Raw genomic sequence first — 23154 nt, forward strand, 5'->3', positions numbered from 1 at the left:
GCCTCACTCCGCCGCCGCTGCGGTCACCCGGCCCTCCCGCACCGCCGCCGCCAGCGCCCGGTGGTCGCGCTCGTTCTGGTCGGCGTACGACTCGGCGAATCGTGCCAGGGCCCGGTCGAAGGAATCGGAGCCGCCCAGATAGGCGGCGACGGCGATCCGGTCGCCGGAGCGCGCATGCGCGCGGGCCAGGGTCGCACCGCACATCCGGCCGAACAGCCGCATCACGTCCGGGGTCATCAGCTCGGCCTGCGGGATGGCCTTCCAGTCCCGCAACTGCCGCAGATAGAAGTCGCGTTCGCGGCCGTCGAGCCCTTCGACCCGCTCCCAGCCCAGGAACATGTCGCTGGTCGCCTGCATCAGGCGCTGGCCGGCGACGACCCGTTCCCCCTGGTTGAGGTGGCTGCTCGCGCCCGCGAACTCCGCCAGCACCGACGCCTGCGCCTCCTTCGCCTGGAGCATGAGCGGATCGCTGTCGTCACGGCCCAGCAGCAGGATGATCCAGCAGCGGGTCCCCACGCTGCCCACCCCGACCACCTTCCGGGCCATGTCGACCACGCGGTACTGGGCCAGCAGCGCCCGGCGGTCGGCGGGGAGCGTCAGCGCGTACCGGTCGACCAGCTCGCGCAGCTGGTCCTCGAGCTGCTTGCGCTCGACCCCCGGCAGAAGCTCGTCGAGGGGTGTGACCAGGGGCGGGTCGGCGGTGATCCGCAGCCGGCCGTCGACGACCCGGGCCAGTTTCTCCAGGGCCTGGAGGTGGTCGCGGGTGCGGGCCTTGCTGAGCGTGCGCGAGACCCTGCGCCGTGCTCGCGCGTCCAGCCTGGCGGACATCGTCGCGTACAGGTCATCCGCGTCGATCCGCGAGTACCACACGTCGAGGGTCCGCATCCGGGCGAACTTCCTCATCGCCTCGCGGTACGAGCGCACCGTGGCGCGCACCACGCGGGCCCGCTCCGCCGTGCCGAAGCCGTTCTCGCGCCCGGCGATGACGAGGCTGACCACCAGACGCTTGACGTCCCACTCCCACGGTCCGGGAAGCGTCTCGTCGAAGTCGTTGACGTCGAACATCAGCCGCCGCTCCGGTGAGGCGAGCAGCCGGAAGTTCAGCATGTGCGCGTCTCCGCACAGCTGGGCCCGCAGCCCGCTGTCCGGGGTGGTGGCCAGATCGGTGGCCATGATGGCGGCGGCCCCGCGGAAGAACCGGAACGGCGATTCGAGCATGCGGCCGTAGCGGATCGGCACGAGCTCCAGGAGCCTGCTCACCGACTGCCGCTCGATCACGTCGACCGGGTCGGGCCGGCCCGGCGCCGGCGCGAACTCGGCGTGCTCGGACCGCCGGGCACGCGACCGGGCCGCCCTTCCCCGGGCCGCCCGCTCCTGCGGGGTGAGGTGACGGTGCGTGGTCTCGGTCATGGTGCGCTCCCTCCAGGCGCAAAGGACTCTGGGCGCGGTCGCGCCGCCCGGCGTCACCCCGCCGGTGTGAGGTCGCCTCCCAGGGGTGAGGCCCGACGCGCTCCGAGGCCACAGACTGAGAGACATGGAACCGACGATGCGAGGACAGCGATGGCTGGCCCGTGCGTCCCTGGCGTCCGCCGCTGCCGCGGTGCTGGTCCTGGGAGTGTTCGCGGGGTTCAAGACCTTCGCGCTGCTCGGGGTGGGGCTCGCGGGCCTGGCGGTCACGGCCGCCGCGGTCTGGTGGATCCTCAGCAGGCGGGGCCTGCCACGGGTCCTCGCGGTGCTGCTCGCGATCACCACGCCGATCTGGGTACTGGTGGAGTACACACAGGCCCGGCTCACCTGGGTGGTCCTGGTCTCCGGTGCGCTCTGGCTCCTGGCGGCGGGCACGGGACGAGCGGCTCTCACCCGGCACAAGGCCCCGGAGCCGATGCCCGAGCAGCCGGCCGCGACGTTCCGCCACCCGGTCCTGATCATGAATCCGCGCTCCGGCGGCGGCAAGGTGCGCCGGTTCTCCCTGAGCCGGCGGGCCGGCGCGCTGGGAGCCGAAGTGGTGCTTCTGGAGTATCGCGGCGAGACCGATGTGGCGGCCCTCGCGCGCAAGTACGCCGCCGAGGGCGCCGATCTGCTCGGGGTGGCCGGCGGCGACGGCACCCAGGCGCTGGTCGCCGAGGTGGCCGCCTCCCTCGACCTGCCCTTCCTGGTGATCCCGGCCGGCACCCGCAACCACTTCGCCCTCGACCTGGGCCTGGACCGCGAGGACCCGTCGAAGGCCCTGGACGCCCTGCACGACGGGGTGGAACTGCGGGTGGACCTCGGCCGCGCCGGCGGGCGGCCCTTCGTCAACAACGTGTCGTTCGGCGCGTATGCCGAGGTGGTGCAGAGCCCGGCCTACCGCGACGGCAAGACGCGCACCACCCTCAAGCTCCTGCCCGACCTCCTCATGGGCCACCGGGGCGCGCGGCTGACGGCGCGGGCCGGGGAGCACGAGTTCACGGACCCGCAGGCACTGCTGGTGAGCAACAACCCCTACGGCACGAACGACATCGCGGGGCTCGGCCGCCGCACGCGGCTGGACGGCGGGATCCTCGGCTGCGTCGGCGTGCGCGTCACGAGCGCCGCACAGGCCGCCGGGCTGCTGCGCGCGGGGCAGTCCGCCGGACTGACCCGGGCGACCGCCACCTCCGTGGTCGTCGACGCCGACCAGGAGGAGATCCCGGTCGGCATCGACGGCGAGGCGGTGCGGCTGAGCGTCCCCGTGCACTGCGAGGTGCGGCCCGGGGCCCTGCGGGTGATCGTGCCCCGCTTGCGGCCGGGGACCTACCGGGAGCGGCCGCGGCTCGACTGGCGCCAGATCGGCAGGCTCGGGCTGACCTCCCGGAGCTGAGCGGCCGGCTGCGATCGGACACCGGCTAGAGGGGCGCCCCGTAGACCTTGTGCGCCTGACGGTGCCCGTACGTGGTCAGCGACCAGATCACCAGGATGTCCAGGGCGATGATGATGGCCGACCACACCGGGTAGTACGGGGTGAAGAAGAAGTTCTCCAACGCGCTGAACCCCGCGACGGCGATGCCGACCGCACGGGCCCAGGTGCGGCCGTTGAAGATGCTGAACGCCGCAGCGAAGACCAGGACGCCGGTGAGCATCTGGACCCAGCCACGGACGTTGACGTCGAAGTCGAACGGGTAGTCGTTCTGCGACTGGTAGAAGTTGTCGTCGAGGATCGCGGTGAGCCCCGCGATCGCGTGGAACGCGCCGATGATGCCCAGCACACACACCGCGAAGACGACTCCGCCGACGGCGACCGGACTGACATGGGGCTGCGGTTCGGGCGCACTGGAACGCGCCTGGTCCGGACGGATCTGCTCTGCCATGTCGAACCTCCTCCTCGATGGACCCGGAGCATCCCGCCCGGCTCCGCCCGGCCGGTTCACCCGCAACGGATGAGCCCGGAAGCCCAGGTGGCGCCGCCGTCACCCGCGCAAGGTGATGCCGTCGGCCACGCGGCCACGAGAATGGCGGCCGATGGCCAGGCCGTCGTACAGGAGGTGTCGTCATGGGCGGGGCACAGGACGACTCGGGGCCCGGACCGGCCGCGACACCAGCCGGCGGGGCCGACTTCGAGATCCGCGTCCGGGGCAGGATCGGCGAGGCCTTCCGGTCGGCGTTCGGAGAGCTGACGGTCGTGCTGCGCCCGGCCGAAACGGTGCTGTTCGGCGTGGGACTCGACCAGGCCGCCCTGTACGGGATTCTCGACCGCATCCAGGCGCTGGGCCTCGAACTTCTCGAGGTGCGCCGGGTTCCCGGACCCAGCACCTAGGCCGCGGGGCCCAGACAGCGCAGGAGGTCCGGACGAGCCACCTTCGAAAAGGGCCGACCGGACTCTTCCACAGCCGTGCCGGGCCCCCCACGGTGTAGGGGTAATGCCCTGCACATGGGGAGGTGAGGGGCATGTCCGCGGCGCTGTGCACCGAGCCGGGAGCCGGCTCCAGGGGGTCGGCGGGGGAAGTGTCCGTCCTGCACGGGCGGTTGCACCTGCTGAGCGGGGAGGATCCGGCGGCCGATTCGACGGTGACGACCTGTCTGGTGTGGGTCGCCGGCACCCTGGTGCGCATCGCGGGGGACGTAGGTGACCTCCGCAGCGCGGGCGCGCTGGTCGGCGAGGCGGCGGCCGTGCTCGCCCTGGTGCCCCCGCAGCCGGGACGGACCGCACCGCCTGCCCCGCAGCCGTTGACGCAGTGTCAGCTGACCGTGCTGCACCAGTTGCAGCAGGAAGTGCCGCTGCGGGAGATCGCCGACGGCTTGTACGTCTCGGTGAACACCGTCAAGAGCCACGTCCGCGCCGTCTACCGGAAGCTGGGCGTGTCCTCCCGGGCCGAGGCCGTACGGCGCGCTCGCGTGCTGGGGCTCGTATAGGAGGCCGGACGGGGGAAGCCGCCGTCACAGCCACGAATCACCGTCACAGGAGCTGGAGTTCGCGGGCTCGCCGGACGGCGGCCGAGCGCCGCGTCACGGAGAGCTTGCGGTAGACGCTCTTGAGGTGCGTCTTCACCGTGTTCACCGACAGGTACAGCTCTTCGGCGATCTCCTCGGTGGTCATCATCTGCGCCAGCCGGTTCAGGACGTCGCGCTCCCGAGCGCTCAGGCGCTCGGTGGGTGCCGCCGGGGCGCTCATGAGGGTGAGGGTGGGCCGGGCCGTGCGCTGCTGCACGGGGGTGACGGCGATCCTGTGACGGGCGGAGTCGAGCAGGGACACGCACGCGGGCCCCATGGCCCGCAGCACGCTGCGCGGCAGCCGGGACGCGGCCACCACGTCAGCGATCGGCGCGGGCGCCGAACCACCCTGTTCCACGGCCTTGGCGAGCCCCGCCACCAGGGACCCGACCTCGGAGAGGAAGACGTCGGGCAAGGCGCCCAGCACGGCTTTGGCCCCGGCGAGTTCGTGCCGGGCCCGGCCGGGTTCGGCACGCGCCAGCTCCACCCAGGCGCGCACGAGACGCAGGGACGCCTGCGAGCGCTCCGCCACGGTCCAGGCGGGCAGGGGAGGCTGGGTGGCCTGGGCGGCCAGTTCGTCGGCGGCCCGGAAGCGGCCGCGCAGCGCGTCGAGCAGCGCCAGTTCGATGAGGCAGTCCCTGCGCAGCGCGCCGTTACCCGCCGCGCCCGCGGCCTTGAGCCCTCCGGTGAGGGAGGCCTCCGCCGCCTTGAGGCTGCCGGTCCGCAACTCGCCGCCGCCGCGGATCGCCAAGGTGAGGGCGAGGATCTCGGGGTGCTGGGCCAGGGCCGCGTGGGGCAGGCGGGCGAGGGCCGACTCGGCGTCGGTCGCGGCGGCGCCGGCCTCCTGAGGGCTGCGGGAGCGCAGCAGGTCCATGCGGATCACGGCATGGGCCAGGCGGCACCGGACGGCGCGGTCCTCCTGCGCGGTCAGGTCCGCCAGCAGCCGCTCGGCGAGGTCGAGGTACCGGCAGCACCCCTGGTCGTCGTCGTGGGCCAGGGCCACCGCCGCGGCGAGCAGCGCGGGTTCGGGGTTCTCCGTCGGCGGCTGCTCGGGCAGCCGCCGGGTCAGCTCGCTCGGCAGCCGCAGCTTGGTCAGGCCGAGCACCTGGCCGATCGCAAGGCGGTCCACGATCAGCCGCCCCGCCTGGTCCCAGTCGCCCGCAGCCAGCAGGTGCCGTACGGCGTCGGCAAGGAGACCGTGCTCGCCGAGCCAGGCCGCCGCGCGGCGGTGCAACGGCGCCACCAGGCCGGGCTTCTCGTGGCGCAGGCACATCCGCAGTACGTCGGCGAACATCTGGTGGCAGCGGTACCAGCCCTGCCCGACGGGTTGCAGGAACGAGTTCTCCCGGACGAGGGCGGCGAAGTGCCGGCCCGCGTCCTCGCCGGAGAGCTCGACGGCCAGTTCGGCGTTCACCTGGTCCAGCACACTGGTCGTGAGCAGCAGGCGGCGCATGCCGTCGGGCTGCAGGTCGAGCACCTCCTCGACGAGGTAGCTGGCGATGGCCTCGTCGTCGCCGGCGAACTGCGTCACGAACCGCTCGGGATCGCAGCGCTTCTCCATGGACATCGCGGCGAGCCGCAGCCCCGCCGCCCAGCCGTCCGTGCGCCGCCGCAGCGTGCTCACCGTCTGCTTGGGCACGTCGATCCCGTGCTGGGCGAGGAGGGCCGCCGTCTCGCGGTCGTCGAAGGCCAGGTCGCCGGTGCGCAGTTCGGTGACCTCGCTGGTGAGTCTGCCGCGGCGCAGATGCAGGGGAGGGTCCCGGCGGGCGAGCACCACCAGGCGCAGCACCCCCGGCAGATGCCGCAGGAGGCTGCTGATCCCGTCCGCGATCGCGGAGCCGGGAGCGGGCTGGAAGTCGTCGAGGACCAGCACCACCGGCTCGCCGCGCTGGTGCAGATCGGCGGCGAGCGCCGCCACGAGCAGCGGTTCCGCCTCCGAGGTGACGGATTCGGGCACGTCCACGCCCGCCTCGCGCAGCGCGCCGATCACGCGCGGCCAGAAGACGCAGGACTGCTCGGCCCGGCCGTCGCAGGTGACCCAGGCCAGCGGGCCGGGCAGCCGCCGGGTGTGCGCCCACTCCAGGGCGAGGGCCGTCTTGCCGGCGCCGACGGGACCCACGATCACGGTCAGCGGTCCCAGGACGCCTCGCGCGAGACGGTCCGTCAGGCGCGGCCTTGGCACGAGCCAGGTGGGCAGCGAGGGCGCCGTGCCGACGGACGCCCGGTCGGGGTCGGGATCGCGTGCAGGGCCTGCGCACTCGGCCATGGGCGGCACCTCGCTCTCGGAGCAACATGGTGCGGCTGCGGCAAGTATGGGGTCGGCGGCGCGGGGCGAACGCACGGCAAGCGCCATCTCACCCGGGTGAAATATGCCGGTGGAGATGGCGCCTGCCGGGGCGGCCCGGCCCGGAGCGCCGGGCCGCGGGTTCGGTCACTTCGCCTGGAGGGCCTCGACCAGTTCCTCCTCCCGGTCCTTGGTGAGCGACGTACGGATCACGGTGGGGTTGAAGGGACGCACCGCGTCACGCACGCGGTCGGGTGTCGAGCGCCGGACGAGGGCGAAGACGGCGGCGCGGCCCGGTTCGAGGGCGCTGGCGGTCTCCTTGACGAAGGCGTCGTTGATGCCGATGTCGGTGAGCTTTCCGGCGACGGCGCCGGTGGCGGCCCCCACCGCGGCACCGAACACCGGCATCAGGAAGAGCAGGCCGAACAGCGAGCCCCACAGGGCGCCGCCGGCCGCGCCGGTGGCCGTGGTGCTGAACGTCTGGCGCACATGGAGCTTGCCGTCCATGGTCCGCCAGGCCAGCGCCGCGTCCTCCAGGTCGAGCAGTTCCTGGCGGGCCAGTTCCTTGGCGAGCCGCAGAACTCCCTCCGCCTTCTCCTTGTCCGAGAATCCGAGCACGACGAGATCGGCCATCAGGCCCTCCTCCGGTGGTTGCGGTTCGGCGGGTCCGGCCGTGGTTCGGGTGTGACCGGGTCGCCCAGCTTCTGTGCCATCGCCGTGAGTTCGGCGAGTACGGGGGCCAGTGCCTCATCGGTGAGGAAGCCCTCGGCGACGGGGACGGCGCCGGCGTCACGGAGGGCTTTGCGCAGGTACTTGGCCCAGACGTGCTCCAGCAGGACGAAGGCCGCCGCGGCCCCCGGATCGAGGGAGTCGGCCATCTCCCTGATCTCGGAGAGCGTCAGGCCGAAGGCGTTGCCTTCGGCCAGGCTCGGGTACGCCTCCTGCGCGGCCCTGACCTGCTCGCTCGAGATGCCGAGCAGCGCGGCGACGGTCTCGCCCATGCCTTCGGCCTGGAAGTCGAGGGTGAAGAGAGTTCCGCCGGGCTCCTTGCGGACGAAGAGCATGTCCAGGACGCGTATCTGTCCGTTCGCCTCGAGGATCGCCAGTTCCTCGATGATGCGCCCCTCGAACTTGGCGTCGGGTCCGAACTCGACCGTCAGGAGTTGTACCGGTCCGATCCCAGCCATCGTGTCTCCTCTCGGGCAACTGCCGCCGTCACGGCCGTCATCACAGCGGCGGAGCCCGGGCCGCGCGTCACCCGCCGCAGGTGAGGGAGGCGGGCGCGGGCGCGGTGACGGTGGGAGTCGGAGGTACGACGCCCATGACGCATGAAGAGACACCGGGCCGGGACGGCGACGGGCCCGTCCGGGACAGCGCCACCGAGTCCGAACTGGAGCGCCTGCGGGCGGAGGTCAGCGAGCTGCGGGAGCGTGCGGGCACCGAGCGGCGGCGCCGGGTGCGCCTGCTGTCCGTCCGGCGGGCCGTCGCGGCCGTGCTGATCGCCCTGGTCGCCGTCCTCGCCGTCACCTCGATCGTGGGTGTGTGGGGTGGGCGGACCACGCTGAACACGGACCGCTGGATCGCCACGGTGGGGCCGCTGCCCGAGGACCCCGACGTGAACGCGGCCGTCTCCACGTATCTGGCGCGTGAGATCTTCGACCAACTGGACGTCGAGCAGAGGCTGTCCGAGGCGCTTCCGCCGCGCGCGTCCTTCCTCGCCGCTCCGGTCACCGGGGCCGTCCACGACTATCTGCGCGACTCGATCTCCAAGCTCATCGCCACGGACCGCTTCCAGGAGCTGTGGCGTGCGACGAACCGGGCCGCCCACGCGCGGATCGTCGCCGTGCTCGAGGAACGCAACGACAACGTGCGGGTGCACGGCGACACGGTCACCCTGAACCTGCTGCCGATGGTCAACAACCTGCTGCGGTCCCTGGAGGAGCAGCTGCCCACCCTGTTCGGCAAGAAGCTCGACCTGCCCGCTCTCTCCTCCGGCGAGATCCCGCCGGGTTTGCACGAACGCGTCGAGCAGGCGCTGGGGGTGTCGCTGCCCGAGAACTTCGCCCAGGTCCGGCTCTACAACCGCAACGAACTGGGCCAGCTCCAGGACTCCGTCCTGATGTTCAAGCGCGCCGTGGTCGGCCTGGTGATCGCCGTGCCGGTGCTGCTCGGGCTCGCCCTGTGGATCTCGCCCCACCGGCGGCGCACCCTCCTCCAGCTCGGCCTGTGGCTGGTGGTGACCGTCACGGTGCTGTCGACCGTGCTGCGTGCGGTGCGGGACCAACTGCTCGGCCAGGTGCCGCCCGGCGTCTACCGCGAAGGCGTACGCGCCGTGCTGTGGACCGTGTTCACGACCCTGCGCGACCGGGGCGACCAGCTGCTGTGGCTGGGTGTCGGCATCGCCGTCCTGGCGTACCTGGTGGGACCGGGGCGGCTGCCGGTGGCGCTGCGTCGGTACACGGCGCAGGGGGCGCGGGCCACGGGCCACTTCGTCGCCAAGGCCGGCGAACGCCTCACCGACGGTGCGCGGGTGCGGCCGTGGCTGGCCCGGCACGCCGATGTGCTGCGGGTGTCGGGCGTGGTCCTCGCGGCCCTGATCGCGCTGCTGCTGTCGTCGTGGACCGCGCTGTTCGTGGTCGGCGCGCTGCTGGCCGCGTACGAGATCGGGCTCACCCTCGTCGCCCGGGCGGAGGGCTCACCCCCGGAAGGTGAGGCGGGTCCTCGGGCCCCCGCGAAGACTGGCGCATCCGGTTGACCGAGGCAGGGAGACGCGCATGAAGACGCGGACGCACGCCGGGCGGATCGGACCGAACGGCGACGGGAGCGGACGGTCGCGGCTGTGGGGCCCGTATCTGAGCGAACGGCAGTGGGGCACGGTCCGCGAGGACTACAGCGCCGGCGGCGACGCGTGGTCGTACTTCCCGCACGACCACGCGCGTTCGCGCGCCTACCGGTGGGGCGAGGACGGCCTGGGCGGCATCTGCGACGAGAAGCAGCGCCTGTGCCTGGCCCTGACCCTGTGGAACGGGCGCGACCCGATCCTCAAGGAGCGCGCCTTCGGCCTCACCAACGGCGAGGGCAACCACGGAGAGGACGTCAAGGAGTACTACTTCTACCTCGACAGCACCCCCAGCCACTCCTACCTGCGGTATCTGTACAAGTACCCCCAGGCCGCGTTCCCGTACAACGACCTCGTCTCCGTCAACCGGGACCGCACGCGCCAGGAATTCGAGTACGAGCTCATGGACACCGGCGTCTTCGACGACGACCGGTACTTCGACGTGACGGTGGAGTACGCCAAGGCCGACCACGACGACATCCTGATGCGGATCACCGTGGACAACCGGGGCCCCGACGAGGCGACCCTGCACGTGCTGCCGACCCTGTGGTTCCGCAACACCTGGTCCTGGGGCGAGCAGCACGACGAGGAGGACAGGCCGCGCCTGCGGGCGGTCGACGGACCGCGCTCGACCGCCACGATCCGGGCCGACCACCCGCAGCTCGGCAGCTACGACCTGCGGTGCGGCGACGTGCCGCTGCTGTTCACGGAGAACGAGACCGACAACGAGCGGCTGTTCGGCGCGCCCAACGCCACCCCGTACGTCAAGAACGCCATCGGCCGCTACGTCGTGGAAGGGGACGAGAGCGCCGTCAACCCGGAGCGGGAGGGCACCAAGGCGGCCGCCCACCACGTGCTCGGCGTTCCCGCGGGCGGCTCGCAGACGCTCCGGCTGCGGATGGGCCCCGCGGGCGCGAAGCTCTCCCTGGACCGGGGCTTCGACTCGGTGTTCAAGGACCGCATCGCCGAAGCCGACGCCTTCTACCGGGAGTTGACACCCGAGGGCGCGAGCGAGGACGAGGCACGCGTCCTGCGCCAGGCGCTCTCCGGGATGCTCTGGTCCAAGCAGTACTACGCCTTCGACCTGGAGCGGTGGCTGAGCGAGCACGACATGACCCCATGGAGCCCGCCACGGCCGGGGCTGCGCAACGGCGAGTGGTTCCACATGGTCAGCGACGACATCGTCTCGATGCCGGACAAGTGGGAGTACCCCTGGTTCGCCGCCTGGGACCTGGCGTTCCACGCCGTGGGCCTGTCGGTCGTCGACATCGGCTTCGCCAAGGAGCAGCTCGAACTGCTGCTGCGCGACGCCTACTTGCACCCCAACGGCCAGATACCCGCCTACGAGTGGAACTTCGGCGACGTCAATCCGCCGGTGCACGCCTGGGCCGCGTACTTCGTGTACACGATGGAGAAGGGCACGACCGGCCACGCCGACCACGCCTTCCTCGAGCGCACCTTCCAGAAGCTGCTCACCAACTTCACCTGGTGGGTCAACCGCAAGGACCCCGGAGGCCGCAACATCTTCCAGGGCGGCTTCCTCGGCCTCGACAACATCGGCGTCTTCGACCGCAGCGCCCCCCTGCCCACCGGAGGCACCCTGGAGCAGGCGGACGGCACCGCCTGGATGGCGCTGTACTGCCAGTCGATGCTTCAGATCGCCATGGAACTCGTCGAGCACAACGCGGCCTACGAGGACCTCGTCCTGAAGTTCGTCGAGCACTACCTGTGGATCGCCGCCTCGATGGACCGCATCGGGGACCTCGACGACGAGCTGTGGGACGAGGAGGACGGGTTCTTCTACGACGTGCTGCGGCTGCCCGACGGTCAGGCGGTGCGGCTGAAGGTCCGCTCCATGGTGGGCCTGCTGCCGCTGTGCGCCTCGACCGTCTTCCAGCCGGACCAGCTGGCGCGGCTCTCCGGTCTGGGCGACCGGCTGCGGCGGTTCGCCGCGCGCCACCCCTCGCTGTCGGTGACCCTGACCGCGGCGCAGGCCGGCACGGCGGGCGGACCGCGACTGCTGTCGGTCCTGGACGAGAAGAAACTGGTGCGCGTGCTCGCCCGGCTCCTGTCGGAGGACGAGTTCCTCAGCCCTTACGGCATCAGGGCGCTCTCCCGCCACCACGCCGAGCACCCGTACACGTTCTGGGTGCACGGTCAGGAGTACCGGGTCGGCTATCTGCCCGCCGAGTCCGACACCGGCATGTTCGGCGGCAACTCCAACTGGCGAGGCCCGGTCTGGCTGCCGATGAACGCCCTCGTCATCCGCGGACTGCTCAACCTGTACGGCTTCTACGGCGACGACTTCACCGTCGAGTGCCCGACCGGCTCGGGGGTGCGGAAGAACTTGTACGAGGTCGCCGAGGACATCAGCGGCAGGCTCTCCCGGATCTTCCTGCGCGGCGACGACGGACGCCGACCGGTGTACGGCGGCCAGGCGAAGTTCACCGACGACCCGCACTGGCGCGATCTGATCACCTTCTACGAGTACTTCCACGGCGACAACGGCGCGGGCCTCGGCGCATCGCACCAGACCGGCTGGACCGCTCTCGTCGCGGCCCTGATGAAGATCTTCGGCACGCTCGGCCCCGACGACTTCCGCTCCGGGCCCGCGAGGAGGCAGAACCGATGACCCAGTTGCCCGCGCAACCCGTCGTGCACGAGGTCAACACCCGCGTCTGGCTGCGGGAGATCGGGCTGCGCACCGGCGGCGGCCCGGCCGGCCTGGCGGACGTGCCCAAGGACGTGTGGGACGAGATCACGCCCGCCGGGATCGACGCCGTCTGGCTGATGGGGGTCTGGGAGCGCAGTCCGCGGGGGCGGGCCATCGCCCTGGAGAACCCGGCGCTGCGCGGCGCCTTCGCCGAGGCCGTCCCGGACATCGGCGAGGAGGACATCGCGGGATCGCCGTACTGCATCCGCCGCTACGAGGTCGACGCGGCGCTCGGCGGCGCCGAGGGACTGGCCGCCGCCCGCGCCGAACTCGACCGCAGGGGAGTGGGGCTGCTGCTGGACTACGTGCCCAACCACGTGGCCCCCGACAGCCCCTGGGTGACCGAGCACCCCGAGTACTTCGTCCAGGGCGACGCCGAGGACGCGATGCGCGATCCGGCCGGGTTCCTCGACACCGGACGCGCCGTGCTCGCGCGGGGCCGCGACCCGTTCTTCCCGCCCTGGCCGGACGTGGTGCAGCTGAACGCCTTCGCCCCGGCCCTGCGGCGGGCGACCGCGGAGGTGCTCGGCGGCATCGGGCGGGTCTGCGACGGGGTGCGCTGCGACATGGCGATGCTCCTGATGAACGACGTCTTCGCGCGCACGTGGGGCGAGCGGGCGGGGAGCCCGCCGCAGGAGGAGTTCTGGCCCGAGGTCGTGACCGCCGTGCGCCGCCGCCACCCGCACATGGTCTTCGCCGCGGAGGCGTACTGGGACCTCGAATGGGCCCTGCAGGAGCAGGGGTTCGACTTCTGCTACGACAAGCGACTCTACGACCGGGTGCTGAGCGAGAGCGCCGATTCGGTGCGCGCGCATCTGCGGGCCGACGAGCACTACCAGCGCCGGCTCGTCCGCTTCCTGGAGAACCACGACGAGCCGCGGGCCGCGCGGACCATGCACCCGGCCAAGGAGCGGGCGGCGGCGGTCCTGATCGCCACGCTGCCCGGCGCCACGCTCTGGCACGAGGGCCAGTTCACCGGGCGCCGCGTCCATCTGCCGGTCTTCCTCGACCGCCGCCCCGACGAACCGCCGGATCCTTCCCTGCGGGCGTTCCACGAGCGGCTCCTTTCGGCCGTGCACCGCAGCGCCATGCGGACCGGGCGGTGGCAGCTCCTGGAGAGCGACGGCTGGCCCGACAACGACTCAGGGCGCGCCCTGATCGCCTCGTGCTGGTCGGGTGAGGCGGGCCGGTTCCTGACCGTGGTGAACCTCTCGGAGCATCGGGCCCAGGCACGCGTCCGGCTGCCCTGGGGCGAACTGACCGAGGGCGCCTGGGAGTTGAGCGGCCTGCTCGACGCCGAGCGGTACGAGCGGCCGGGCACGGAGCTGGTGGCGGACGGGCTCTACGTCGATCTGCCGCCGTGGGGCACGCATCTGCTCTCGGTCGTCGAGGCGGGCGCGTCCCGGACCTCGCCCTAGCGGAACCCGCTCAGTTCTGGCTTCCGTTCTGGCCCCGGTCACCGGCCTCCCGGTGTGCCGGGGCCCAGTGCGCTCCGTTGTCCGACCGGAACGCCTCCACGGCGCCTTCCACGGTGGGGCGGAAGCGGCGGGCGTCGAAGGTGTGGGTCAGGCCGTAGCGCTCGACCTTGCGCCGCACCGGGTCCTTGAGCTCGGCGAAGACCAGGTCCACGCCCAGCTCCCGGAGCGTGGCGTCCAGCTCCTCCAGGATGTCCGCCGCGGTGGTGTCCACGTCGGTCACCGGTTCGGCCGCGATCAGCACGCACCGCGTCGCCGGCCGGGCGCGTGTGTACCGCAGGACCTCGTCGCGGAACGACTTGGCGTTGGCGAAGAACAGCGGCCCGTCGAAGCGGAAGATGACCAGGCCAGGCAGCAGTTGGGCGCCCGGGTGCGACCGCACGTCGTGGTAGCCCTCCAGGCCGGGCACGCGCCCCAGCACGGTGCTGTAGGGCCACCACGCGCGCCGGAAGACGTTCAGGATGGACAGGCCCACCGCGACGGCGATCCCCGGCAGCACCCCGAGCAGGGCCACCCCGAGGAAGGCCGCGATGGACAGCCAGAACTCCGCCTTGCGCTGGCGCCACAGCCGCGTGGTACCCGCGAGGTCGGCCAGCGACAGGGAGGCCGTGATGACCACCGCGGCGAGCGCGGGCTGCGGCAGATCGCGGAAGAGACCCGGCAGCAGGACGAGCATGAGGACGATGAGCGCCGCCCCGACGACCCCGGTCAGCTGCGTCTTGGCCCCGGCCCGTTCGGCCACGGCTGTGCGGGAGCCGCTGGTGCTCACGGGAAACCCCTGGAACAGGCCGGCGGCCACGTTCGCCGAGCCGATCGCGATCATCTCGTCGTTGCCGCGGACCTCCTGCCCGGTGCGGGCCGCGAAGGCCGAGGCGTTGGAGATGGTGTCGGCCAGCGACACCAGGGCGATGCCCAGCGCGCCGACGAACAGCGGGCCCAGGTCGTCCCAGCCGATGTGCGGCACCGTGAACGGCGGCAGCCCTTCGGGGAGCCGGCCCACGGTCTTCACGCCGTGCTCGTCCAGATCGAGGACGACGGATGCGGTGATGGCCAGGACCACCATGACCAGGACGGCGGGCACCTTCGGCAGCAGCCGTTGCAGCAGCAGGATCAGGAGGATGCAGCCACCGCCGACCGCGACGGCGGCCGCCACCGCCTGTCCGTCGGCCACCCCGTCGACGAAGGCGTCCACCTCGCCGATCAGCCCGTCGGCATCGGTGGAGAAGCCGAACAGCTTTGGCAACTGCCCGATGAGGATGGTCAGGGCCAGCCCGTTCATGTAGCCGATCATGGTCGGTTTGGAGATGAGGTCGGCGACGAATCCGAGCCGTGCCACCCCCGCCAGGAGCGTGATCGCGCCGACCATCAGGGCCAGCATCGAGGCCAGCGCGATCGCGCGCCCGCTGTCCCCGTCGGCGGCGAGCAGCGGCAGGACCGTCGCGGCGATCATCGGGCCGAGCGAGGAGTCGGGGCCGAGCACCAGGACGCGGGAGGGACCGGCCACGGCGTACGCGAGCAGACAGAGCACCGAGGTGTACAGACCGGTGATCGGCGGCAGGCCGGCCAGTTCGGCGTAGGCCATGCCCTGCGGCACGAGGAGGGTGCTCAGGACGACGCCCGCGACCAGGTCCTTCAGGAGCCACTCCCGGCGGTAGGTCCGCAGCGTCTTGAGCCCGGGAGGCGTCCCGCGCACCGGCCGCTCACCCCTGCCCGGCGCCGGTCGGCCGGTGGCGGGCGGGGACGAGCAGGACGACGTCCCCCACGACCGCTTCCTCCGCCGGTCCGATGACCGCGTTCAGCACGGCCAGGCCGAGCAGCACCACCGCGGCGCCCCCCTCCTGGATCGCGAGCGACACCGCGGCGGAGGCGACGAGGACGATCTGCGTGGACGAGGTGTACCGACCGGGGAAGCGGCTCCGACCGCTGCTGGTCCGCTCCTGCGGCAGGCAGCGGGGCCCGTCATCGGCGAACCGCGCGGCCACCCGCGCGGTCATCGCGCCCGCCCCCGATCGCCCTTGCGGCGCCGGGCGGCCGCGGCGGCCCGTGCCGCGTGCGGGTCCGGTGCCGCAACGGCGGGCGCCTCGTCCTCCAGTCGCTGTTTCTCCACCTCCAGTGCGTGCCGGCTCTTGTCGTCGATGACCGGATACCGCGGGTCGATGTCGATCAGGGTGTGGGCGAGCACGGCCGCCGCGCAGACGCGCGCGAACCACTTGCGGTCCGCGGGCACCACGTACCAGGGCGCCCAGGACGTGCTCGTGGCGGACAGCATCTCGGAGAACGCCGTCTGGTACGCGTCCCACCAAGTGCGTTCGCGGGCGTCCGCCGCCGAGAACTTCCAGTTCCGCTCCGGGACGTCGATCCGTTTGAGGAAGCGGATGCGCTGCTCCTCCTTGGACAGGTTCAGGAACAGCTTGACGATCCTGAAGCCGTTGTCCGTCAGATGCCGCTCCCAGCCGTTGATCTCCCGGTAGCGACGGCGCCAGATCTTCTTGCCCAGGACCTCGTCCGGCAGCCGCTGGCGGGTGAGGTGTTCGGGGTGCACCCGCACGACCAGGACCTCCTCGTAGTGCGACCGGTTGAAGATGCCGATCTCCCCGCGGCGCGGCAGGTGGCAGACGTAGCGCCAGAGGTAGTCGTGGCCCAGCTCCTCGGCCGACGGCACCCGGAAGTTGGCCACGTGCACGCCCTGCGGGTTCACCCCGCTCATCACGTGCCGGATCGTGCCGTCCTTGCCCCCGGCGTCCAGCGCCTGAAGGCACATCAGGACGCCGTGCGTGCCCTGAGCGGCCAGCCGCCGCTGGTAGTCGGCCAGCAGGGTGACGCCGCTGCGGAGCAGTTCCTGGCCGTCCTTCTTGGTCTTGATGCCCGCCTTGTGGGCGGGATCGAAGTCCTTGGCCAGGTCCACCTTCGAGCCGGGTTCGACCCGCAGCGGCGCGATGAACTCAGCGATCCGCTCTGCCCGATCGTCGCGCTCCGCCCGATCGTCCGAGCGCCCCCGTCCGTGCTTCATGGGCCACCTCGGCTAGTAGAGCGTGTCCTTCTCCACCACGCACAGGGCCCAGATGACGAACCCGCCCATCGCGATCAGGGTGATGGACCACAGCGGGTGGTACGGGAGGGACAGGAAGCTGGAGATGATCATCAGCGCGGTGATGACCACGCCCGTGATCCTGGCCCACTTGGAGCCCACGAACAGGCCGAAGCTCACGATGACCGCGATCGTTCCGATGGCCATGTGGATCCAGCCCCAGGCCGTCAGGTCGAACTGGAAGACGTACTCGGGCGTGTTGACGAAGACCTGGTCCTCGAGGGCGGCCATCAGACCCCGGCAGAAGTCCAAGGAACCGGAGATGAACAGGAGCACCCCCGCGAAGATGGTCAGCCCGGCGGCCGCCGCCTGCACGGTGTCGGAGCGATGGTGCTGAGTGGTCGAGGTGGCCATGACAGGACCTCCGTACTCGACGAGGGTGCCGATTGCACCGCTGTGCCCCGAGTGTTGCCCCCGACAGGTGCCCTCGGTCGTCACCCTCCGAGGGTGACGCCGCAGGGCAGGCCGCCCAGGAGGCTGGCCGTCGTCCGGCCCGCGAACACAGGCTTCGGCCAGCGAACGGAGGCGAGGCGATGTCCGTGCCGTCCACCCCGGAGGAAGCAGGCGCCCGGCAGGAGAAGCGCCCCTGGCCGCGCAAGGTCCTCGCGCCGCTCGCCCTGGCCCAGTTCGTCTGCAGCTTCGCCGGGTCGAACATGACGGTGATGATCCAGGACATCAGCGAGGACCTGGACACCACGGTGCAGGGCGTGCAGACCGCGATCACGATCTTCCTGCTGGTCATGGCGGCGCTGATGATCCCGGGCGGCATCCTCACGGACCGCTACGGCCGCAAGCGCTGCCTCGTCGTCGGACTCGCCGTCTACGGAGTCGGCGCCCTGCTCAGCGCGGTGGCCCCGGGCCTTGGCATCCTCATCCTGGGCAACTCGATCCTGGAGGGCATCGGTACGGCCCTGCTCATCCCGCCCGTCTACATCCTCACCACCCTCCTGTTCACCAACGTGGCCGACCGCGCCCGTGCCTTCGGGGCGATCATGGCGATGGGCGGCATCGGCGCCGCGGCGGGTCCGCTGATCGGCGGGCTCATCACATCGGCGATCAGCTGGCGGGCGGCCTTCGTCTTCCAGGCCCTGGTGGTGGGGCTGATCATCGTACTGAGTCGGCGCATCGAGGACCCGGTTCCGCCGGACCCCGACCGCGCCTTCGACACCGGCGGCGCGGTGCTGTCCGCGACCGGTCTGGTCCTGGTCGTCATGGGCATCCTCGCCGCCGACGACAACGCCTGGCTGATGGCGGGCCTGCTCCTGGCCGGCGCCCTGGTGCTGGTGGCCTTCTTCCGCTGGGTGCGGGCGAAGGAGGGCCGCGGGGCCCAACCGCTGCTGCGGACCGCGCTGTTCCGCAACCGCACGTCCAACCTCGGTCTGATCACCCAGCACACCCAGTGGCTGATGCTCATGGGCGTGTCCTTCGTGGTGGCCGCGTACCTCCAGGTCGTGCGGGGCTACGACGCGATCGGCACCGGCGTGATCTTCAGCGCGTCCACGCTGGGCCTGCTCGTGTCCTCACTGGGCGCCGAGCGCTTCGCGAAGAGACGAGAGCAACGCACGCTCGTCATGGGCGGGTTCGCCGTGACGGTCTGCGGCATCGGTGTGCTGCTCGCCATGGCCCACGGGTCACCGAGCGCCTGGAGCTTCGTCCCCGGGCTGCTGCTGATCGGTCTGGGGATGGGGGTGATGCTGACGCCTTCGGTCAACGTGGTGCAGTCGAGCTTCCCCGAGAGCCAGCAGGGCGAGATATCGGGGCTCTCGCGCAGTGTGTCGAACCTGGGTTCCTCGGTGGGCACCGCGGTCGCGGGCACCATCCTGGTCGCGGATCCGGCCGTGGGACCGTACGCCGTGGCGCTCGCGGTGCTGGCCGCCATCGGGCTCTGCGGCCTCGGCGCCGCCGCGATGCTGCCCCGGACCCCGGCGCCCACCCGGCACGGGTGAGCCGCGCGGCCCGCACCGCGATGCGGGGTCAACGCCCGTCGTAGTGCACGCCACTTGCGACCATCAGGTCCTGCACCGACGCGCGGCGGGCGCTGAGCGGGATCCAGAACAGCCCCAGCGGAAACGTCACGCTCAGGGCGGCCCGCACCAGGGCCCGCGGCAGCCGCAGGAGCTCGCCCGCGCGGTCGGTGACGCGCAGCCCCATCAGCCGGTCTCCCGCCGTGCACCCGATCAGGGCCCACGACCCGCCCAGGTACAGCACGGCGAGGGTCCACCCCACCGTGCCGGAGAGCCAGCCGGGAAGTTCGGGAAACCGGAAGGGAGGTCCCATGACGAGGAGGCGCGCGATTCCGGCGCTCGCCTGGACCGTGAAGCCGACGGCGGCGAGGATCAGCGCGTCGAGCACCGCCGCGACGCCGCGCGAGACGATCCCGGCCGGCTCGTGCCCGGGGCCGCGCACGCCCTCCGGCACGGTCACCGGGCACGCCCGGGCGGCGGACCGTTCCCCTCGTCCTGCGAAGGCCCCGCCCGATGGTGCTGCGGCGGCCCAGCCCGCCCCAGGAGCCGGTCGCCGAACCGGTTGACGCTCCGGTCACCGCGCCTTCCGAGCAGGCGGATCGCGTCGGCGGTCTCCGTGGCCATCCCGCCCCCGGTGTCCCGGACGATCCGCCCCAGATCGATCTCGGACAGCACGTCACGGGTGAGTCCCACCAGGTCGATCCGGACGATCACCGCGTCGACGTCGACCCGGGCTGCGACCCGGTTCACGTCGACCCGGGCGGCGATGCGGTTCACGTCGACCCGGTCGGCGATCCGCTCCACGTCCACCCGGTCGGCGACCCGTCGTACGTCGACCCGTTCGGCGATCAGGTTCACGTCGACGCGGGACACGAGGTCGTCCAGATCGATGCGGTCGAGGACCGCACCGGCCACCGTACGGATCACCGCGGTCGCCGCGTCGTCCACGATCCCCAGCACACTCCGCGCCCGCCGGACGAGGAAGTTCAGCGGCCCACCCGCGTTGTCTTCAGCCATCCCGTGATCGCAGCGGTGACCGGCGGTTCTGGCATCCTCCGCCGCGGGTGAGTCGCTCCTGCGGGGCGATCCCTCAGTAGTGCGGCACGACGACCACCGGGCACCTCGCGTGGTGGATCGCCGCGTGCGCCGTCCGTCCCAGGCGCGGCCCGGCAGGGATGCGCCGCCCGACGACCAGCAGTTCGGCCCTCGCCGCCGCTTTGACCAAGTGGTGGCCGGGCAGACCGTGCACGAGCCGCTCGGTGAGCTGTGTCCCGGGGAACTTGTGCCGCCAGGGGGCGAGCACGGACGCCAGCAGACGTGACTTCTCCTCCACGGGGTCGACGGCATCGGCCGATGGGATCAGGGGCGCGGTCCAGATGTGCACGACCTGGAGCGCACTCCGGCGGGACGCCGCCGCGTCGAAGGCGTACTCCAGCAGCTCGTCGTCGGGACGGTCGAGGTCGAGGCCGAGCACGACCGGGCGGTGCGGACCGCCCGAGCCCCGGTGCTCGTCCTCGGGGTGGTCTCCCGCCCGGACCAGGACGACCGGGCAGGCGGCGCGCGCTGCGACGGCCAGCGCGACCGAGCCGACCAGGACCCCGGTGAGCGCGCCGAAGCCGCGTGAGCCAAGGACGAGCAGCGCCGAGGATCTGGCCGCCGCCAACAGTGCCTGCACCGGCGGCCCGGTGACCTGCTCGTCGAGGATTCCCAGGCCGGGGTGCGCGCGGGAGAGCTGGAGGACGGCGCGGTCGAGCGCGGCGTCCGCACGCTGGAAGGGGACGTCGATCTCCGGCGGCCGACTGCCGTCCGCCGGCGGGTCGCAGGCGTGCACGACGTGGAGGGGCAGGCCGCGGCGCAGGGCTTCGCGGGCCGCCCAGCCGGCGGCGTCCAGGCTCTCGGACGAGCCGTCGACGCCGGCGGTGATGGTCTGCTGCGTGGGCATGGTGCGCACCTCCGCGGTGCGGTGGGGGCGTCAGCCGGCCCAGGCCCAGGCGGCGACCTCGGGCAGGTCGGTGCCGTGGGCGCGGATCCAGGCGTGGTGGCGGGTGCGGGCGTCGGCCATGGCCTGGCGGACGGGAGCGGCGCGGACGCCGAGACGGGGCACGCGGTCGATGACGTCCATGACCAGGCGGTACCGGTCGAGGTCGTTGCGGACGACCATGTCGAACGGCGTGGTCGTGGTGCCCGCCTCCTTGTAGCCGCGTACGTGCAGTTGGGCGTGCCCGGAACGGCGGTAGGCCAGGCGGTGCACCAGCCAGGGGTAGCCGTGGTACGCGAAGATCACCGGCTTGTCGGGGGTGAAGAGGGCGTCGTACTCGGCCTGGGTCATGCCGTGCGGGTGTTCCTCGTGCGGCAGCAGCCGGGTCATGTCGACGACGTTGACCACGCGCACGGCGAGTTCGGGCAGGTGCTCGCGCAGGAGACCGGCCGCGGCCATGACTTCCTGCGTGGGCACGTCGCCCGCGCAGGCGAGCACCACGTCGGGCTCGCGCCCGCCGTTCTCGGACCCGGCCCACTCCCAGATGCCCGCGCCGCGCGCACAGTGGACGCGCGCCTCCTCCAGCGAGAGCCAGTCGAAGCAGGGCTGCTTGCCCGCGACGACGACGTTCACATGGTCCCTGCTGTGCAGGACGTGCTCGGCCACGCAGAGCAGGGTGTTGGCGTCCGGCGGCAGATAGACGCGGACCACCTCGGGGCTCTTGTTGAGCACGTGGTCCACGAAGCCGGGGTCCTGGTGCGAGAAGCCGTTGTTGTCCTGGCGCCAGACGTGCGAGGTCAGCAGGTAGTTGAGGGACGGCACCGGCGCGCGCCACGGCAGCAGACGCGAGGTCTTGAGCCACTTGATGTGCTGGCCGACCATCGAGTCGACGATGTGGACGAACGCCTCGTAGCTGGAGAACAGGCCGTGGCGGCCGGTGAGGGTGTAGCCCTCCAGCCAGCCCTGGCAGAGGTGTTCGGAGAGGATCTCCGTGACCCGCCCGTCCCCGGCGAGGTGCTCGTCGGTGCCGAGGATCTGTGCCTGCCAGGCCTTGCTGGTGGCGTCGTACAGCGCGGCGAGACGGTTGGACGCCGTCTCGTCCGGCCCCACGACCCGGAAGTCCCGGCGCCCGGAGGTGTCCGCCATGATCCGGGCGAGGAGACCGCCCAGGACCCGCGTGGGTTCGTGCAGGGTCGTGCCCGGCTTCTCGACCGGGACGGCGAAGTGCTCCAGCGGCTGCTGGGGCAGCTCGCGGGTGCGCAGACCGCCGTTGGCGTGCGGGTTCGAACCGAGCCGCCGACGACCCTCGGGGACGCAGTCGAGCACCTGCGGGGTGGGGCGGCCGTGCTCGTCGAAGAGCTCCCGGGGCCGGTAGGAGCGCAGCCACGCCTCCAACTGCGCCAGGTGGTCCGGGTTCTCGCGCACGAGGGCGAGCGGCACCTGATGGGAACGCCAGGTGCCCTCGACCGGCTCTCCGTCCACCGTCGCGGGACCGGTCCAGCCCTTGGGCGTACGCAGCACGATCACGGGCCAGCGCGCACGGCCGTGCGAGCCGCCGCTCCGTGCGGCCCGCTGGATCGCGGAGATCCGTTCCAGGGCCTGGTCCATGGCCCTGGCCATGGAGTGGTGCACCTTGCGCGGGTCGTCGCCGCTGACGTGCAGCGGGTCGTGGCCGTACCCCTTGAGCAGGGAGTCCAGTTCGGCCTCGGGGATGCGGGCGAGCACGGCCGGGTTGGCGATCTTGTAGCCGTTGAGATGCAGGATCGGCAGGACCGCGCCGTCGTGGACGGGATCGAGGAACTTGTTGGAGTGCCAGGAGGCCGCCAGCGGCCCCGTCTCCGCCTCGCCGTCGCCGATGACGCAGGTGACGAGCAGACCGGGGTTGTCGAACGCGGCTCCGTAGGCGTGCGCCAGGGAGTATCCGAGCTCACCGCCCTCGTGGATCGAGCCGGGTGTCTCCGGGGCCACGTGGCTCGGGACGCCGCCGGGGAAGGAGAACTGGCGGAACAGCTTCGCCATGCCCTGCGCGTCCCGCGTGACGTCGGGGTACGTCTCGCTGTACGAGCCCTCCAGCCAGGAGTTGGCGAGGACGGCCGGGCCGCCGTGCCCGGGCCCCCACACGCACAGCGCGTCCAGGCCGTGTTCCTTGATGGCACGGTTCAGATGCGTGTGGATGAGGTTGAGGCCGGGCGACGTGCCCCAGTGGCCGAGGAGGCGTGGCTTGATGTGCTCGGCCCGCAGCGGTTCGGTCAGCAGGGGATTGCTCATCAGGTAGATCTGGCCGACGGCCAGATAGTTCGCCGCGCGCCAGTGGGCGTCGAGGGCTGCCGTTCGGACGGGTGTCACGGTGCCTCCTGCATAAGGGGG

General features: G+C 72.0%; 20 protein-coding genes. 7 read left to right on the plus strand and 13 right to left on the minus strand.

Annotated elements, in window-relative coordinates; genetic code table 11:
- Positions 1–3: 3 nt before the first annotated feature.
- Positions 4–1410 carry a DUF2252 domain-containing protein gene (locus tag ACIGXX_RS04125; protein ID WP_351156071.1) on the minus strand — a complete coding sequence of 469 codons (1407 nt, stop codon included), beginning with the start codon at positions 1408–1410 and terminating at the stop codon, positions 4–6.
- A 124-nt stretch (positions 1411–1534) separates the two neighbouring features.
- On the opposite strand from ACIGXX_RS04125, the gene ACIGXX_RS04130 reads away from it, so the two are divergent.
- Positions 1535–2839: a diacylglycerol/lipid kinase family protein gene (locus ACIGXX_RS04130; protein ID WP_399972507.1), complete on the plus strand. Its 1305-nt coding sequence runs from the start codon at positions 1535–1537 to the stop codon at positions 2837–2839.
- A 25-nt stretch (positions 2840–2864) separates the two neighbouring features.
- Here the strand turns inward: ACIGXX_RS04130 and ACIGXX_RS04135 are convergent, their stop codons facing one another.
- A complete protein-coding gene (locus tag ACIGXX_RS04135; RefSeq protein ID WP_351156065.1) occupies positions 2865–3326 on the minus strand; it encodes a hypothetical protein in 462 nt (153 codons plus the stop codon).
- Positions 3327–3508: 182 nt separating this feature from the next.
- Here ACIGXX_RS04135 and ACIGXX_RS04140 point away from each other — a divergent pair, with 182 nt between their 5' ends.
- Positions 3509–3772 carry a hypothetical protein gene (locus ACIGXX_RS04140; protein ID WP_351156063.1) on the plus strand — a complete coding sequence of 88 codons (264 nt, stop codon included), beginning with the start codon at positions 3509–3511 and terminating at the stop codon, positions 3770–3772.
- A 131-nt stretch (positions 3773–3903) separates the two neighbouring features.
- Positions 3904–4368: a LuxR C-terminal-related transcriptional regulator gene (locus tag ACIGXX_RS04145; protein ID WP_351156061.1), complete on the plus strand. Its 465-nt coding sequence runs from the start codon at positions 3904–3906 to the stop codon at positions 4366–4368.
- A 43-nt stretch (positions 4369–4411) separates the two neighbouring features.
- Here the strand turns inward: ACIGXX_RS04145 and ACIGXX_RS04150 are convergent, their stop codons facing one another.
- From ACIGXX_RS04150 to ACIGXX_RS04160, 3 genes are all read right to left on the minus strand, one after another.
- Positions 4412–6712 (minus strand): LuxR C-terminal-related transcriptional regulator, encoded by a 2301-nt coding sequence (locus ACIGXX_RS04150; protein ID WP_351156059.1) that lies wholly within the window; start codon positions 6710–6712, stop codon positions 4412–4414.
- A 165-nt stretch (positions 6713–6877) separates the two neighbouring features.
- Positions 6878–7363 (minus strand): DUF1269 domain-containing protein, encoded by a 486-nt coding sequence (locus ACIGXX_RS04155; RefSeq protein ID WP_351156057.1) that lies wholly within the window; start codon positions 7361–7363, stop codon positions 6878–6880.
- A complete protein-coding gene (locus ACIGXX_RS04160) occupies positions 7363–7917 on the minus strand; it encodes a DUF1269 domain-containing protein (protein WP_351156054.1) in 555 nt (184 codons plus the stop codon). The genes ACIGXX_RS04155 and ACIGXX_RS04160 overlap by 1 nt, the downstream gene beginning before the upstream one ends.
- A gap of 134 nt (positions 7918–8051) precedes the next feature.
- Here ACIGXX_RS04160 and ACIGXX_RS04165 point away from each other — a divergent pair, with 134 nt between their 5' ends.
- From ACIGXX_RS04165 to ACIGXX_RS04175, 3 genes are read left to right on the plus strand one after another with little or no spacing between them, the layout of a single operon-like run.
- Complete coding sequence (locus tag ACIGXX_RS04165) at positions 8052–9485, plus strand: hypothetical protein (protein ID WP_361464676.1); 1434 nt, start codon at positions 8052–8054, stop codon at positions 9483–9485.
- A 19-nt stretch (positions 9486–9504) separates the two neighbouring features.
- Positions 9505–12201, plus strand: coding sequence for an MGH1-like glycoside hydrolase domain-containing protein (locus ACIGXX_RS04170; RefSeq protein ID WP_351156050.1), 2697 nt, complete (start codon positions 9505–9507; stop codon positions 12199–12201).
- Positions 12198–13700, plus strand: coding sequence for an alpha-amylase (locus ACIGXX_RS04175; RefSeq protein WP_361464671.1), 1503 nt, complete (start codon positions 12198–12200; stop codon positions 13698–13700). Before ACIGXX_RS04170 ends, ACIGXX_RS04175 begins: the two co-directional genes overlap by 4 nt.
- 10 nt (positions 13701–13710) lie before the next feature.
- On the opposite strand, the gene ACIGXX_RS04180 is transcribed toward ACIGXX_RS04175, so the two are convergent.
- Genes ACIGXX_RS04180 through ACIGXX_RS04195 form a run of 4 tightly spaced genes read right to left on the minus strand, consistent with a single transcriptional unit; the run spans position 13711 to position 17199 of the window.
- Entirely contained in the window at positions 13711–15450 is a 1740-nt protein-coding gene (locus tag ACIGXX_RS04180) for a sulfate permease (RefSeq protein WP_366463460.1), read from the minus strand.
- 7 nt (positions 15451–15457) lie between these two features.
- Complete coding sequence (locus tag ACIGXX_RS04185; protein ID WP_399972517.1) at positions 15458–15751, minus strand: hypothetical protein; 294 nt, start codon at positions 15749–15751, stop codon at positions 15458–15460.
- Positions 15748–16767 (minus strand): polyphosphate kinase 2 family protein, encoded by a 1020-nt coding sequence (locus ACIGXX_RS04190; protein WP_361464664.1) that lies wholly within the window; start codon positions 16765–16767, stop codon positions 15748–15750. Before ACIGXX_RS04190 ends, ACIGXX_RS04185 begins: the two co-directional genes overlap by 4 nt.
- A 12-nt stretch (positions 16768–16779) precedes the next feature.
- Entirely contained in the window at positions 16780–17199 is a 420-nt protein-coding gene (locus ACIGXX_RS04195; protein WP_351156037.1) for a hypothetical protein, read from the minus strand.
- A 179-nt stretch (positions 17200–17378) separates the two neighbouring features.
- Between ACIGXX_RS04195 and ACIGXX_RS04200 the strand changes: the two genes are divergently transcribed.
- Positions 17379–18791 carry an MFS transporter gene (locus ACIGXX_RS04200; protein WP_399972521.1) on the plus strand — a complete coding sequence of 471 codons (1413 nt, stop codon included), beginning with the start codon at positions 17379–17381 and terminating at the stop codon, positions 18789–18791.
- Between the two features lie 28 nt (positions 18792–18819).
- Here ACIGXX_RS04200 and ACIGXX_RS04205 read toward each other — a convergent pair whose 3' ends face one another.
- The 4 genes from ACIGXX_RS04205 to ACIGXX_RS04220 all read right to left on the minus strand — a co-directional run bounded on the left by ACIGXX_RS04205 (position 18820) and on the right by ACIGXX_RS04220 (position 23133).
- The gene (locus ACIGXX_RS04205; RefSeq protein WP_351156032.1) at positions 18820–19269 is read right to left on the minus strand and encodes an RDD family protein; all 450 of its coding nucleotides are present in this window, start codon (positions 19267–19269) and stop codon (positions 18820–18822) included.
- Complete coding sequence (locus tag ACIGXX_RS04210; protein WP_361464658.1) at positions 19266–19826, minus strand: hypothetical protein; 561 nt, start codon at positions 19824–19826, stop codon at positions 19266–19268. The genes ACIGXX_RS04205 and ACIGXX_RS04210 overlap by 4 nt, the downstream gene beginning before the upstream one ends.
- 73 nt (positions 19827–19899) lie before the next feature.
- Complete coding sequence (locus ACIGXX_RS04215) at positions 19900–20751, minus strand: universal stress protein (protein ID WP_351156026.1); 852 nt, start codon at positions 20749–20751, stop codon at positions 19900–19902.
- 30 nt (positions 20752–20781) lie between these two features.
- Positions 20782–23133: a phosphoketolase gene (locus tag ACIGXX_RS04220; protein WP_399972526.1), complete on the minus strand. Its 2352-nt coding sequence runs from the start codon at positions 23131–23133 to the stop codon at positions 20782–20784.
- Positions 23134–23154 lie beyond the last annotated feature (21 nt).

Origin of the sequence: Streptomyces sp. NPDC055243 (assembly GCF_044544025.1) — a bacterium.
Taxonomy (GTDB): Bacteria; Actinomycetota; Actinomycetes; order Streptomycetales; family Streptomycetaceae; genus Streptomyces.

Coding starts and splice junctions, on each gene's coding strand:
- ACIGXX_RS04125 (WP_351156071.1), bottom strand. CDS start 1,410: ATGACCGAGACCACGCACCGTCACCTCACCCCGCAGGAGCGGGCGGCC.
- ACIGXX_RS04130 (WP_399972507.1), top strand. CDS start 1,535: ATGGAACCGACGATGCGAGGACAGCGATGGCTGGCCCGTGCGTCCCTG.
- ACIGXX_RS04135 (WP_351156065.1), bottom strand. CDS start 3,326: ATGGCAGAGCAGATCCGTCCGGACCAGGCGCGTTCCAGTGCGCCCGAA.
- ACIGXX_RS04140 (WP_351156063.1), top strand. CDS start 3,509: ATGGGCGGGGCACAGGACGACTCGGGGCCCGGACCGGCCGCGACACCA.
- ACIGXX_RS04145 (WP_351156061.1), top strand. CDS start 3,904: ATGTCCGCGGCGCTGTGCACCGAGCCGGGAGCCGGCTCCAGGGGGTCG.
- ACIGXX_RS04150 (WP_351156059.1), bottom strand. CDS start 6,712: ATGGCCGAGTGCGCAGGCCCTGCACGCGATCCCGACCCCGACCGGGCG.
- ACIGXX_RS04155 (WP_351156057.1), bottom strand. CDS start 7,363: ATGGCCGATCTCGTCGTGCTCGGATTCTCGGACAAGGAGAAGGCGGAG.
- ACIGXX_RS04160 (WP_351156054.1), bottom strand. CDS start 7,917: ATGGCTGGGATCGGACCGGTACAACTCCTGACGGTCGAGTTCGGACCC.
- ACIGXX_RS04165 (WP_361464676.1), top strand. CDS start 8,052: ATGACGCATGAAGAGACACCGGGCCGGGACGGCGACGGGCCCGTCCGG.
- ACIGXX_RS04170 (WP_351156050.1), top strand. CDS start 9,505: ATGAAGACGCGGACGCACGCCGGGCGGATCGGACCGAACGGCGACGGG.
- ACIGXX_RS04175 (WP_361464671.1), top strand. CDS start 12,198: ATGACCCAGTTGCCCGCGCAACCCGTCGTGCACGAGGTCAACACCCGC.
- ACIGXX_RS04185 (WP_399972517.1), bottom strand. CDS start 15,751: ATGACCGCGCGGGTGGCCGCGCGGTTCGCCGATGACGGGCCCCGCTGC.
- ACIGXX_RS04190 (WP_361464664.1), bottom strand. CDS start 16,767: ATGAAGCACGGACGGGGGCGCTCGGACGATCGGGCGGAGCGCGACGAT.
- ACIGXX_RS04195 (WP_351156037.1), bottom strand. CDS start 17,199: ATGGCCACCTCGACCACTCAGCACCATCGCTCCGACACCGTGCAGGCG.
- ACIGXX_RS04200 (WP_399972521.1), top strand. CDS start 17,379: ATGTCCGTGCCGTCCACCCCGGAGGAAGCAGGCGCCCGGCAGGAGAAG.
- ACIGXX_RS04210 (WP_361464658.1), bottom strand. CDS start 19,826: ATGGCTGAAGACAACGCGGGTGGGCCGCTGAACTTCCTCGTCCGGCGG.
- ACIGXX_RS04215 (WP_351156026.1), bottom strand. CDS start 20,751: ATGCCCACGCAGCAGACCATCACCGCCGGCGTCGACGGCTCGTCCGAG.